The organism is Streptomyces xinghaiensis S187, from assembly GCF_000220705.2.
Lineage (GTDB): Bacteria > Actinomycetota > Actinomycetes > Streptomycetales > Streptomycetaceae > Streptomyces > Streptomyces xinghaiensis.
On the sequence record NZ_CP023202.1, the window covers coordinates 229,320 to 242,083 of the forward strand.

The 12,764-nt window shown below is 74.7% G+C and carries 10 protein-coding genes and 1 pseudogene; 4 read left to right on the plus strand and 7 right to left on the minus strand.

Translation table 11 applies throughout. The features are described from left to right. The first annotated feature begins 315 nt into the window (after positions 1-315). The 3 genes from SXIN_RS01130 to lnt all read left to right on the plus strand — a co-directional run bounded on the left by SXIN_RS01130 (position 316) and on the right by lnt (position 5,990). Positions 316-2,943 (plus strand): ATP-dependent Clp protease ATP-binding subunit, encoded by a 2,628-nt coding sequence (locus SXIN_RS01130; RefSeq protein WP_019708279.1) that lies wholly within the window; start codon positions 316-318, stop codon positions 2,941-2,943. 207 nt (positions 2,944-3,150) lie between these two features. Beyond that, positions 3,151-4,122: a DMT family transporter gene (locus SXIN_RS01135; RefSeq protein ID WP_095756429.1), complete on the plus strand. Its 972-nt coding sequence runs from the start codon at positions 3,151-3,153 to the stop codon at positions 4,120-4,122. Positions 4,123-4,382: 260 nt separating this feature from the next. After that, the gene (gene lnt / locus SXIN_RS01140) at positions 4,383-5,990 is read left to right on the plus strand and encodes an apolipoprotein N-acyltransferase (RefSeq protein WP_019708277.1); all 1,608 of its coding nucleotides are present in this window, start codon (positions 4,383-4,385) and stop codon (positions 5,988-5,990) included. On the opposite strand, the gene SXIN_RS01145 is transcribed toward lnt, so the two are convergent. Further along, entirely contained in the window at positions 5,896-6,837 is a 942-nt protein-coding gene (locus SXIN_RS01145; protein ID WP_238153633.1) for a Gfo/Idh/MocA family protein, read from the minus strand. The genes lnt and SXIN_RS01145 overlap by 95 nt on opposite strands. A gap of 4 nt (positions 6,838-6,841) precedes the next feature. Next, positions 6,842-8,254, minus strand: a complete 1,413-nt coding sequence (locus SXIN_RS01150) for an FAD-dependent monooxygenase (RefSeq protein WP_095756431.1) — start codon at positions 8,252-8,254, stop codon at positions 6,842-6,844. 84 nt (positions 8,255-8,338) lie between these two features. On the opposite strand from SXIN_RS01150, the gene SXIN_RS01155 reads away from it, so the two are divergent. After that, on the plus strand, positions 8,339-8,980 hold the full coding sequence (locus tag SXIN_RS01155; RefSeq protein WP_095756432.1) for a TetR/AcrR family transcriptional regulator: 642 nt from the start codon (positions 8,339-8,341) through the stop codon (positions 8,978-8,980). A 119-nt stretch (positions 8,981-9,099) separates the two neighbouring features. Here SXIN_RS01155 and SXIN_RS01160 read toward each other — a convergent pair whose 3' ends face one another. From SXIN_RS01160 to fabG, 5 genes and pseudogenes are all read right to left on the minus strand, one after another. Then, positions 9,100-9,567 carry a hypothetical protein gene (locus tag SXIN_RS01160; protein WP_095757859.1) on the minus strand — a complete coding sequence of 156 codons (468 nt, stop codon included), beginning with the start codon at positions 9,565-9,567 and terminating at the stop codon, positions 9,100-9,102. A 247-nt stretch (positions 9,568-9,814) separates the two neighbouring features. Continuing rightward, the gene (ung, locus tag SXIN_RS01165; protein WP_039820906.1) at positions 9,815-10,483 is read right to left on the minus strand and encodes a uracil-DNA glycosylase; all 669 of its coding nucleotides are present in this window, start codon (positions 10,481-10,483) and stop codon (positions 9,815-9,817) included. A gap of 156 nt (positions 10,484-10,639) precedes the next feature. Continuing rightward, positions 10,640-10,873 (minus strand): annotated as a pseudogene (locus SXIN_RS01170) (aldo/keto reductase); the annotation flags it as partial. Positions 10,874-11,010: 137 nt separating this feature from the next. Next, entirely contained in the window at positions 11,011-11,760 is a 750-nt protein-coding gene (locus SXIN_RS01175) for an SDR family oxidoreductase (RefSeq protein ID WP_039820905.1), read from the minus strand. A 33-nt stretch (positions 11,761-11,793) separates the two neighbouring features. Next, positions 11,794-12,555 carry a 3-oxoacyl-ACP reductase FabG gene (gene fabG, locus SXIN_RS01180; RefSeq protein ID WP_095756433.1) on the minus strand — a complete coding sequence of 254 codons (762 nt, stop codon included), beginning with the start codon at positions 12,553-12,555 and terminating at the stop codon, positions 11,794-11,796. Between the last annotated feature and the right edge of the window lie 209 nt (positions 12,556-12,764).

Consider the following 12,764-nt stretch of genomic DNA (forward strand, 5'->3'; position numbering starts at 1 on the left):
GGGGTGTGGGGGTGTGGGAGGCGCCGGGGCGCGGCAAGCGGGGGCGGCCGCCGTCTGGGCCCGGGAACGGGCCGCCGGGGTCCGCTCCGGAAGGACTCTTCCACGGCCAGCCCCGGAACGGCAGAGGGCGGCCGTCCGGCCCGCGCTTCCTCCGCGCGGCGCCCCGCGGCGGGAGCGGCGCGGTGAACCGGCCCGGCCCGGGATCGGCGGCCCGGCGGAGGTGTCGGCGCGGCTGAGCGGGAAACCCGCGCAGGAGCCGCACTGATCGACGACAGACCGGCCCCGCGCCTGGCGGGCCGGCGGGACGGATGGCCTATGACCAGCGGATACACGGGTCCGGAGGACTACGGCCGGGACCCGATCGGAGACTTCCTCGCGCGCTTCCTCGGCGCCGCCGCGGGCGGGCGGCCGCCCGGTCCCCGGTATCTGGACTTCGGCCGCCTCATGAGCGAGCCCGCCAGGCGGCTCGTGTCCAGCGCGGCCACTTACGCGGCCCAGCACGGCAGCCCCGATCTGGACACGGAGCATCTGCTGCGGGCCGCGCTCACCACCGAACCGACCCGGGCCATGGTGTCGCGGGCCGGCGCCGACCCGGACGAGATCGTCGAGGAGATCGACCGGATCACCGACGAGGGCCCGCCGCGCAACACCGTCTCGGTGAGCCCCGCCGTCAAGCGCGCCCTGCTCGACGCCCACGATGTCGCCCGGTCCACCGGCGCCTCGTACATCGGTCCGGAGCATGTGCTGATGGCTCTCGCCATCAACCGCGACTCCGCGGCGGGGCAGATCCTGGACGCGGCGCACTTCGACCCCAACCACGGGGCGCAGCACGGCGCGACGGCCGTGCCCGGAGGCCCCGAGCACGCCCCCGGTCCTCCGGGGCCCCAGGAGCGGAACACCCCGAACCTCGACAAGTACGGCCGCGACCTCACCGAGATGGCCCGCGAGGGGCGGATCGACCCGGTGATCGGCCGGGAGGAGCAGATCGAGCAGACCATCGAGGTGCTCGCCCGCCGCGGCAAGAACAACCCGGTGCTCGTCGGCGAGGCCGGAGTCGGCAAGACCGCGGTGGTCGAGGGGCTGGCGCAGCGCATCGCCGACGCGGACGTCCCCGATGTCCTGCTCGGCCGGTGCGTGATCCAGCTCGACCTGGCCGGTGTGGTGGCCGGCACCCGCTACCGGGGCGACTTCGAGGAGCGGCTGACCGGGATCATCGAGGAGATCCGGGCGCACTCCGACGAGCTGATCGTCTTCATCGACGAACTGCACACCGTCGTCGGCGCGGGCGGCGGCTCGGAGAGCGGCCCGATGGACGCGAGCAACATGCTCAAACCACCGCTGTCGCGCGGCGAGCTCCACGTCATCGGGGCCACCACGCTGGAGGAGTACCGGCGGCACATCGAGAAGGACGCGGCGCTCGCCCGCCGCTTCCAGCCGATCATGGTGCCCGAACCGGACACCGCGGACGCCGTGGAGATCCTCCGCGGCCTGAGCGACCGCTACGAGGCGCATCACCAGGTGCGCTACTCGGACGAGGCCCTGGTCGCCGCCGTCGATCTCTCCGACCGCTATCTCACCGACCGCTTCCTGCCCGACAAGGCGATCGACCTGATGGACCAGGCGGGCGCCCGGGTCCGGCTGCGCTCCTCCACCCGGGGCACCGACGTCCGCGCCCTGGAGCGGGAGGCCGAGCAGCTCGCCCTGGACAAGGCGCAGGCGGTCGCGGCCGAGGAGTACGAGCGCGCCACCCAGCTGCGGGACCGGATGGCGGAGGTGGAACGGCGGATCGCCGAGGGCCGGAGCCGGGAGAAGAAGAAGCAGCCCTCCGGCAGCCGGATCCCGGAGGTCACCGTCGAGGACATCGCCGATGTCGTCTCCCGGCAGACCGGCATTCCCGTCAGCAGCCTCACCCAGGAGGAGAAGGACCGGCTGCTGGGCCTGGAGGAGCATCTGCACCACCGGGTCGTCGGCCAGGACGAGGCCGTCACCGCCGTCGCCGACGCGGTGCTGCGCTCCCGTACCGGGCTGGCCAGCCCGGACCGTCCCATCGGCAGCTTCCTCTTCCTCGGCCCCACGGGTGTCGGCAAGACCGAGCTGGCCCGCGCACTGGCGGAGGCGCTGTTCGGCAGCGAGGAACGCATGGTGCGGCTCGACATGAGCGAGTACCAGGAGAAGCACACCGTCAGCCGGCTGGTCGGCGCGCCCCCCGGCTACGTGGGCCACGAGGAGGCCGGGCAGTTCACCGAGGCGGTGCGCCGGCACCCGTACTCGCTGCTGCTCCTCGACGAGGTGGAGAAGGCGCACCCCGACGTGTTCAACGTGCTGCTGCAGGTGCTGGACGACGGGCGGCTCACCGACGCCCAGGGCCGCACGGTGGACTTCACCAACACCGTCGTCGTGATGACCAGCAACCTCGGTTCGGAGGCGATCACCAAGGGCACCTCCCTGGGCTTCGGCGCCGCCGGCGCGGAGACCGACGAGGAGGCGCGCCGGGAACGCGTACTGCGCCCGCTGCGCGAGCACTTCCGGCCGGAGTTCCTCAACCGCATCGACGAGGTGGTCATCTTCCGCCGGCTCGCCGACGACCAGCTGCGTCAGATCACCGACATGCTGCTCAACGAGACCCGGCGGCGCCTGCACGCGCAGGACATCGGCGTCGAGTTCACCCCGGCCGCCGTCGACTGGCTGGCGCACCGCGGCTACCAGCCCGAGTACGGGGCGCGCCCGCTGCGCCGGACGATCCAGCGGGAGGTGGACAACAGCCTCTCCCGGATGCTGCTCCGCGGCGAACTGAGCCCGCACAGCGGGGTGCGGGTCGATGTCGGCGACGGCGACGCCCTGGTCTTCGAACGCTCCGGCGGGGCCGGACAGGGCGGCACGGAAGCCGGCACCGGAACGCGGACGGGGACGGAGACGGGGACGGAGACGGGGACCGGTCCCTGAGGGTTCCCGCGGGCCGTCGCCCGCCTCCCCTCCGCGCCGCGTCTCCCCCTCGGGACTGACCGGCGCCCCGGCCGTACTCCCCCGGCGGTATACACGGTCACCACGGCAGGACGACGACAACGCGCCCGGGACGCGGAAGTCTTGGCCCATGGACGACAACGGCAGACGGGAACAGGCGCACGGCGGACCGCTCTTGAGGCGGCCGGCATGAGCGATCTGGTGCTGTCCGTCGTTCTGGCCGGTGTGTCGGCCGTCTGCTACGCGGCCGCGGCCATCCTCCAGGAGCGGGTCGCGGCGTCGGCCGCCGGCCGCCCGGAGCCCGAGCCGCTGTGGCGGAACGCCCGCTGGTGGGGCTCGGTGGCGCTCAACGGTTCGGGCGCGGTGCTGCACGTCCTGGCCCTGGGGTTCGGGCCGCTCTCCGTCGTCCAGCCGCTGGGCGTACTGACGCTCGTCTTCGTGCTGCCGATGGCCGCGCTCTGGGTGGGGCGGCGGGCCGGACGGACCGGGTGGCGCGGTGCGCTGCTGGTGTCGGCCGGACTGGCCGGGCTGCTGGCGCTGACCGCTTCGCCTCCGGCCCGGACGCTGAGCGGCCCGGATCAGCTGACCCTGGCCGTGGTGGCCCTGGCGGTCTTCCTGTCACTGGTGGTGGCGGCGCGGGGCGCCGCACGGCCCGCCGTGCGGAGCGCGTTGCTGGCGGCGGCGGCCGGGGTGGCCTTCGGGATCGCCTCGGTGTTCACCAAGACGGTGGCCGCGGACTGGAGTCCGGCGGCCCTGGTGGCGCAGGCGCCGGGCATCGCCGTGACGGCCGCGCTCGCGGTCATCGGGCTGCTGGCCTCCCAGGCCTCGTACCGGGACGGCGGGCTGGCGGCCCCGCTGGCCACGGTGACCGTCGTCAATCCGGTGGTGGCCTCGGCGGCCGGTATCGCCCTGCTGGGCGAGGGCTTCCGCTTCGGGGCGGCGGGGGCGCTGCCCGCGCTCGCCGCCGCCGCGCTCACGGTGTACGGCCTGGTCGTGCTCACGGCGCACCGTGGGGAGGCGGGCCGCCGGGCTCCGGCCGAGCGGGGCCCGCGCGGGACGCGGGAGGGCGCCGGCCCGGCCCCGGTATTCCCCGAGCGGACGGAAGTCCGGGAGCCGGTCGAAGAGACCGACCGGCCGGCGCTCCCCTGTGCCGTGGTCTGAACGCGGCGGAACCGGCGTCTGCGCGGTGGCGGGGCCTCTCCCTGCCCGACGCTCCGTAACGGCGTGGCGCGGGCCCCGGCGCGGCGCGGACCCGGCGCGGTCCTACACCGTCGCGCCCGGAGCGGAGCCCCCGGACCGGGCGAACACGCATCCGACCGCTGTGCGGGGAACCCGGACGGAGACGGTGGGCTGTCCCCCGCCGCCGCCGTGCCGGACACTGACCGCACACCGGCAGCGGGCCGGCACGAGGGAGGACATGTATGCGGGTGACGGGCGGCAGCGGGGGAAGTCCGCTGGACTCCCCGTGGTGGCGCGGGGCCGCCGCACTGGCGGCGGGGGCGCTGCCGGCCCTGGTCTTTCCGGCGCCGGGGCTGTGGTGGCTGGCGTACACCGCGCTCGTGCCCTGGCTGCTGCTGATCCGCTCCGCTCCCACGGGCCGCCGCGCGGCGCTCGACGGCTGGCTGGGCGGTACGGGCTTCCTGCTGGCGGTGCACCACTGGCTGATGCCGAGCCTGCACGTCTTCATCCTGCTGCTGGCCGGGCTGCTGGGGCTGCTCTGGGCGCCCTGGGGGCTGCTGGTGCGGCGGCTGCTGTCCGGGCGGCCCGGTGCCCGTTCGGTGGCGGCGGCACTGGTGCTGGTGCCGTCCGGGTGGCTGATGGTGGAACTGGTGCGCTCCTGGGAGTACCTGGGCGGTCCGTGGGGGCTGCTCGGCGCCGGTCAGTGGCAGGTGCCGCCGGCTCTGCGGCTCGCCTCGCTCGGCGGGGTGTGGCTGGTGAGCCTGGTGCTGGTGGCGGTGAACACCGCGCTCGCCGTGCTCGTCGCGGTGCCGGGCGCCCGCCGGGCGGGGCTGGTGGGCGTGCTGGCGTGCGCCGCGGTGGCCGGTACCGCCTGGTCGGCGGGACCGCTTCCGGAGCGCTCCGGGCAGGCCCGTATCGGTCTGGTCCAGCCGGGGATCGTGAACGGTGTGGGCAGCGTGGACCGGCGCTTCGACCGGGAGGCCGAGCTGACCCGCCGGCTGGCGGGGCGCCGGGTGGACCTGGTGGTGTGGGGCGAGAGCAGCGTCGGCCGGGACCTGCGGGACCGCCCGGACCTGGAACGGCGGCTGGCGGCCCTGTCCCGGGAGGTGGGCGCCGGAATCCTGGTCAATGTGGACGCCCGCCGCTCCGACCGGCCGGGGATCTACAAGAGTTCGGTGCTCGTCGGTCCGGACGGGGTGACCGGGGAGCGCTACGACAAGATGCGGCTGGTGCCCTTCGGCGAGTACGTCCCGGCCCGCTCCCTGCTGGGCTGGGCCACCTCCGTGGGAAGGGCCGCGACCGAGGACCGCCGCCGCGGCACCGCCCCGGTGGTGACGGAGACCCCCGCCCCGGCGCGCGCGTCCGGTGAGCGGCTGCGGATCGGGCCGCTGGTGTGCTTCGAATCGGCGTTCCCGGACATGAGCCGCCATCTCGTCCACGAGGGCGCCGAGATGGTGATCGCCCAGTCGGCGACCTCCTCGTTCCAGGACAGCTGGGCCCCGCAGCAGCACGCCTCGCTGGCGGCGCTGCGCGCGGCGGAGACCTGGCGGCCGTTCGTGCACGCGACCCTGACCGGGGTCAGCGCGGTGCACGGGCCCCGCGGTGAGCGGATCGGGGTCCGGCTCGGCACGGACAGCAGCACGGCCTCCGTCTACGAGGTGCCGCTCGCCCGGGGGACCAGCCCGTATGTGCGCTTCGGCGACTGGGCGGTTTACGGAGCCGTCCTGGCGCTCGCCCTGTTCTGCCTCCGCGAGGTCATCCGGCGCCTGTCCCGCCGCCGGACATCCCCGAAGCCGCCGTCACCACCCGCTCGCACAGCTCATGCGTCGCCAGGGCGTCCTCGGCGGTGAGCAGCCGGCCCGCGCGCACGGCGTCCAGGAAGAACAGCGCCGCCTGCTCGATGCCGCGCTGCCGGGCGACCGGCACCCAGTCGCCGCGGCGGCGCACGCTGGGCTGGCCCTTGTGGTCGGTGATCTCGGCGAGGTTGGCCACCTGGCGCTTGGTGTCCTGCCCGGAGACCTCCAGGATCTCCTCGGCGGAGCCGCTCATCCGGTTCATCACGCCGATGGCCGTGAAGCCGTCGCCGGAGAGCTGGAGCACCACGTGGTGGAGCAGCCCGTCCCGGACCCGGGTGCGCACGTCGACGTGCTCGGCGGTGCCCGGCAGCAGGAAGCGCAGGGTGTCCACGACGTGGATGAAGTCGTCCAGGACGAACGTCCGCGGGTCCTCGGGCAGGCCGATCCGGTTCTTCTGCATCAGGATCAGGTCGCGTGGGTGGTCCCGGCACTGCGCGTAGGCGGGTGCGAAGCGGCGGTTGAAGCCGACGAAGAGGCTGACCCGCCGCTCGGCGGCCAGCCGGACGATCCGCTCGGAGTCGGCGTAGTGGTACGCGATCGGCTTGTCGACGTGCACCGGTACCCCGGCCTCCGCGAGCCGGGTGACGATGCCTGCGTGGGTGCTGGTCGGCGCGTGGACGAAGGCCGCGTCCAGGCCGGCGCCGAGGAGCGAGTCGAGGGTCGCGTGGCGCTGCCGTTCGGGGATGCGGTGGCTGTCGGCGACCTGGGCCAGAGTCGCCGGAGTGCGGGTGTGCAGGTGGAGTTCGAGGCCCGGCTGGGCGGCGAGCACCGGCAGATACGCCTTCCGCGCGATGTCCCCGAGCCCGATGCAGCCGACTCTGAGCGGGGCGGGGTTCACCAAGGCTCTACTCCCGGTCCTGCACGTCCCGCCGGCCCCGGACGGCCGGAGGATTCCGTGGGCGGTCAGCATACGGGGGGCTCGGCGGGCTCCAGTCGGCGATGCCGTCGAGACTGCGCAGGGCCACCTGGGAACCGAGCTTGTTGACGGCCGCGAAGAGGGCCGTCCGCAGGGCGCAGACGGGCGCGGAGGACCAGGTGGTGAGCCGGCCGATGCGGCCGGAGCGCCTGACGACCTCCATGGTGCGGTCCAGCCGGGCCTCCGTGTAGGCGGCCAGGGCGTGGACCGTTCCGTCCGGGGCCGCGCCGCCGGGGGCGGCTGTCCGGGCAGGGCCGCCGACGGGGCCACCGGCAGGGCCGTCCGGCGTCGCGCGGGCGGTGAGGAGCGCGAGGACCACGGCGTCCTCGACGGCCTGGCAGCCGCCCTGGCCGAGGTTGGGGGTCATGGGGTGGGCGGCGTCGCCGACGAGGGCCACCCGGCCCCGGTGGTACGCGGGCAGCGCGGCCGCGGCGGCGTACACGTCGTTGCGCAGGATGTCCCCCGGCCGGACGGCGGCGAGGAGGGCCGGGACGGGGTGGTGCCAGCCGCCGAAGCGCCGGAGCAGCTCGGCCCGCTCGTCGTCGGCCGCCCTGCCGCCGGCCGGGACGGCAGCGGTGGCGAAGACGTAGACCCGCCCGTCGTGCAGCGGGACCGTCCCCCAGACGAGCCCGCGGCCCCAGGTCTCGTGCGGCTCGAACGGCTGCTCGGGCTCGGGAACGACGAAGCGCCAGGCGGTGAACCCGGCGTACCGGGGCGCGGGCGCCGCGGGGAAGAGGGTGCGCCGGGCCGCCGAATGGATGCCGTCGGCGGCGACGACGAGTTCGGCGTCCAGCGTGGCGGGGTACGCGCCGCCGGCCGGGGGCACCACCGCGTCCGGCGCGGCGGAGGCCCTGTCCGGGCCCGTGCTCCCGCCGCCGCCCGACCGGACGCCCGGACCGGCTTCCGCGGCGGTCACGGTGACGCGGGCGGGGCGGTCCGGAGCGCCGGGGTCGGTGATCTCCCCGGCGGCCCCCGTCCGGACGGATCCCGCGGGCAGCCGGGAGAGGAGCAGGTCGACGAGGGCGGCGCGGTGGGCGATCACCACCGGGCCGCCGAAGCGCTCGGCCGCGGCGTCGCTCGTCGTGCGGGAGAGCCAGCGGCCGCCGGGCAGCCGCAGTCCGCCGCCCGCCTGCCACGCGGACATCGCGCGGACGGCGTCACCCGCGTCGATGACGTCCAGCGCGCGCTGGGCGTTGGGCGCGAGCGCGATCCCGGCGCCGACGGGCTCCAGAGCGGCGCTGCGTTCGAGGACGGTCACGGACCATCCGTGGCGGTGCAGCGCGGCGGCGGCGGTGAGCCCGCCGATGCCGCCGCCGATGACGACGGCTCGGGGCTGGGTCATGGTCCCTCCACAGATGTCACTACAGCTGTAGTTCCCTTGGTGTGAGCGTACTACAGCTGTAGTGACAGCGGTAGATTGGGCGGCATGGTCACCGGAGCACCCCGCGCGTCCCGCCTCACCCTGGTCGCCGACACGGCGATCGGCCTGCTCGCGGAGCGCGGCCTGCGCGGGCTGACGCACCGGGCGGTGGACGAGGCGGCCGGTCTGCCGCAGGGCTCCACGTCCAATCTCGCCCGGACCCGGGCCGCGCTGCTGGAACTCGCCGTCCGGCGGCTGGCCGAGCGGGAGCGCGCGGTCCTCGCCCCCGGGGAGGGCGGGCTCCCGCTCTCCGGCGGGCTCGACGGGCTGGCCGACACCCTGGCCTCGGCCCTCCACCGCTATCTCTCCGGGCACCGCAGGCTGCTGGTCGCCCGCTGCGAACTGGCCCTGGAGGCCACCCGCCGGCCGGAGCTGCGGGCCGTCTACGACGCGCAGGGCCGGGTGTTCCGGGAGATGGTGGAGGAGATGCTGACCGCTCTCGGCTCCCGCGCCCCGCGGCGGCACACCCTCTCCCTGATCGCCTGGTGCGACGGGATTCTCTTCTCCTGCACGGCCGGGTCCTTCCACACGGCCACTCCGGGCCGGGAGGAACTCCGCGAGGACATCCGGGAGCTGCTGGCCGGAATGCTCGTCCGGGGGTCACGCCTCGTCTCCGGGCCGCGCCACCGCGCCGCTCCGCAGGAGTGACGGACCGTCGCCCCGGGGCGTCCTCCCGCCTCCGGCGCCGGCGGGGAAGGCCGCGGGCCCGGGGAGCACTCCGGCCGCCGCGAGACGGGCGGCCGGACACCCCCGGAGCGCCGGAACCTCTACGGCGACTGCCCGGCACCGTCCGCCAGCCGCGTCTCCATCCGGTCGATCGCGGCGAGGACCCCGGCGGCGTACGGACCGGTGGTGGCGTCACCGGTGTCCAGCACGGCCGAGGCGGCGCGGGCCCGGGCCAGCTCCGCCCGCGCCCGCCCGGTCCGGCCCAGCTTGGCGTAGTCGGCCGCGAGGTTGAGGTGCAGCGAGGGGTAGAAGCCGCGCGGCCCCACGGCCGCGTCGTGCCGCCGCACCCGTCCCTCCGAGAGGGAGTCCGCGGCGGCCAGGGCCCGCAGGTCCCACTCCAGCTCGCACTCCGGGTCGTCCTGGGTGTCGGCCATGTAGTGGGCGATGGTGCAGCGGTGCAGGCCGTCGCCGCCCTCCCCGGCCTCCTCCCACAAGCGGGCGAAGCGGTCCCGGGCCTCCTCCCGGTCACCGGCGTGCAGGAGCATGACCACCTGCCCGATCCTCGTCATCAGCGGGTCGTCACCACCGCTCTCCCGGGAGGCGGACTCCCGCCGCTCTTCCTCCTGCACCGGCACCTCCGGTCCCTTCCGCGTTCCTGTTCACCGCCGTCCTCCGACGCGCGGCCCGTCCCGTCCTCCGACGCTAACCACACCACCCGGCCCCCGCGCGGCCACCGGCCCACCCGGCGCAGCGGACGGCCGGGCGGGCCCGGGCGGACGGATGCCGGGCGGGGGCTCGGCCCCGGGTCCGGAAAGCTCAGCCCAGGTCCGGTATGCGCCAGTCGATCGGGGTGTGGCCGTGGTCGGCGACGGCCTTGTCGATCTGGCTGAAGGGCCGGCTCCCGAGGAACTTCTTCGCCGACAGCGGCGACGGGTGCGCCCCCTGCACCACCGTGTGCCGCTCGGTGTCGATCAGGGGCAGCTTCTTCTTGGCGTAGTTCCCCCACAGCACGAAGACGGCCGGGTCGGGCCGGGCGGCGACGGCGCTGATCACGGCATCCGTGAAGCGCTCCCAGCCCTTGCCCTTGTGCGAGTTGGCCTCGCCGGCCCGGACGGTCAGCACGGCGTTGAGCAGCAGGACCCCCTGCTCGGCCCAGGGCATCAGGAAGCCGTTGTCCGGGACCGGGTGGCCGAGGTCCTCCTTCAGCTCCTTGTAGATGTTCCGCAGCGACGGCGGGACCCGCACCCCGGGGCGGACGGAGAAGCACAGCCCGTGGCCCTGGCCCTCGCCGTGGTACGGGTCCTGCCCGAGGACGAGCACCTTCACCCGGTCGTACGGCGTCGCGTGCAGCGCCGCGAAGACCTCCTCGCGCGGCGGGTACACCGGCCCGGCCGCCCGCTCCTCCTCGACGAAGGCCATGAGCTCCGCGAAGTACGGCTTCTCCAGCTCTTCGCCGAGGACGCCTCGCCAGGACTCGGGCAGCATGTCGGTCACGTCAACAACCTCCGGGGTCGATCGGAACGGTCCCCAGAACGTACCGGCGGGCACTGACAACGCCCCGCCGGGGTACGGGAGAACGGCGTGCGGCGAGGGGAACGGGGCCGGCCCCCTTGCGCCCCTTCCCCCTCCGTCCCGTATCCGTCAGGCCGCGTCCAGCCGGGCCCGCGCCTCCGCGTCCAGGCCGAGCTCGGCGGCGGCCAGCAGCTCGTCGAGCTGGGCGACCGTGCTGACCCCCAGGACCGGCAGCACGGGCACGCGGCCGCCGAGCATCCAGGCCTGCACCACCTGGTTCGGCGTGGCCCCGCTCTCCGCGGCCACCTCGCGCAGCACCCGCAGCCGCCGCGCGCTGCCCTCGTGCTCGTACTGCGGCGGCAGGTGTCCCCTCCGGGAACCGTGCTCACCCGAGGGAGCCGAAAGCCCCTCGGTGCGGACCCGGACGGGCCCGCACCGAGGACAGTGCCGGTTGGAGCGCACACGAGGTCAAGCGGCCGGGCGGCCGCGGGCCCCGGGGGTCAGCCGACGCCGGCGTTGAGGAAGATGCCGCCCTCGACGAGGAGCGTCTGGCCGGTGATCCAGCCGGCCCGGTCGGAGAGCAGGAACTCGGCCGCGCCGCCGATGTCCTCCGGGGTGCCGAGCCGCTTGAGCGGGTAGGCCGCCGCGGCCTCCTCCTCCCGGCCCTCGTAGAGCGCCTCCGCGAACTTCGTCTTGACGACGGCGGGGGCTATCGCGTTGACCCGCACGGCCGGCGCGTACTCGTGCGCGAGCTGGAGGGTCAGGTTCACCATGGCGGCCTTGCTGATGCCGTAGGCGCCGATGAACGGCGAGGCGGAGACGCCGGCGACGGAGGCGATGTTGACGATCGCGCCGCCGTTCTCCCGCTGCCAGGCCTTCCAGGTGAGCTGGGCGAACGCGAGCGCCGAGACGACGTTGGTCTCGAACACCTTGCGCGCCACGTTCAGGTCGAGGTCGGCGATCGGCCCGAAGACGGGGTTGGTGCCCGCGTTGTTGACGAGGTAGTCGACCCGGCCGAAGGCCTCCATCGTGCGCTCGACGGCCTCCGCCTGGTGGGCCGGGTCGTGCGCCTTGCCGGCCACGGCGATGACCCGGTCGGAGCCGAGCTTCTCCACGGCCTCCTTGAGGGTCTCCTCGGTGCGCCCGGTGATGCACACCCGGTCGCCGCGGGCGACGAGCGCCTCGGCTATGCCGTAACCGATGCCGCGGCTCGCTCCGGTGATGATCGCGGTCTTTCCGCTGTCCTGCACGTCGGCAGTCATGTGTTTCCGTTCCCCTGCTGGCTAGTTGAGCGGGCCGCCGGCCACGTACATGACCTGGCCGGAGACGAATCCGGCGGCGTCGCCGGTGAAGAAGGCGATCGCGTTGGCGATGTCCTCGGGGCGGCCGACGCGCTGGACCGGGATCTGCGAGGCGGCCGCGGCCTGGAAGTCCTCGAAGTCCATGCCCACGCGGGCGGCGGTGGCGGCGGTCATCTCGGTGACGATGAAGCCGGGGGCGACGGCGTTGGCCGTGACGCCGAACTTGCCGAGTTCCTTGGCCAGGGTCTTGGTGAAGCCCTGCAGACCGGCCTTGGCGGTGGCGTAGTTGGCCTGGCCGCGGTTGCCGAGCGCGGAGCTGCTGGAGAGGTTGACGACCCGTCCGAACTTCGCGTCGACCATGTACTTCTGGCAGGCGCGGGTCATCAGGAACGCGCCCTTGAGGTGCACGTTCATCACGGTGTCCCAGTCGCCCTCGGACATCTTGAAGAGCAGGTTGTCGCGGAGCACCCCGGCGTTGTTGACGAGGACGACCGGCGCGCCGAGCTCCTCCGCGACCCGGGCCACGGCCGCCTCGACCTGGCCGGCGTCGGAGACGTCGCAGCCGACGGCGAGGGCCGTGCCGCCCGCGGCCGTGATCTTCTCCACGGTGTCCTTGCAGGCCGCCTCGTCGAGGTCGAGCACGGCCACGGCGCGGCCCTCCTCGGCCAGGCGTACGGCGGTGGCCGCGCCGATGCCGCGGGCACCGCCCGTGACAATGGCGACGCGCTGCTCGGTGGTGGACATGCGGGTTCTCCTCGCGCTCGGATGCGGGTCCGGTTCACCCGTCCGGCCGCCCGCGCCGGCGGGCGCGGGGAGTGCGGCCGGATGGGTGAGCAACCGCTTAGTAGGTCATTTGGCGAAACGCTAGAAGCCCCGGCACCCCGTGTCAACGGCCTGTCGCGCCAAGGTGCGCATGTCACAGCCCGGAAGGGCGCCACACCCGGACGGCCGGG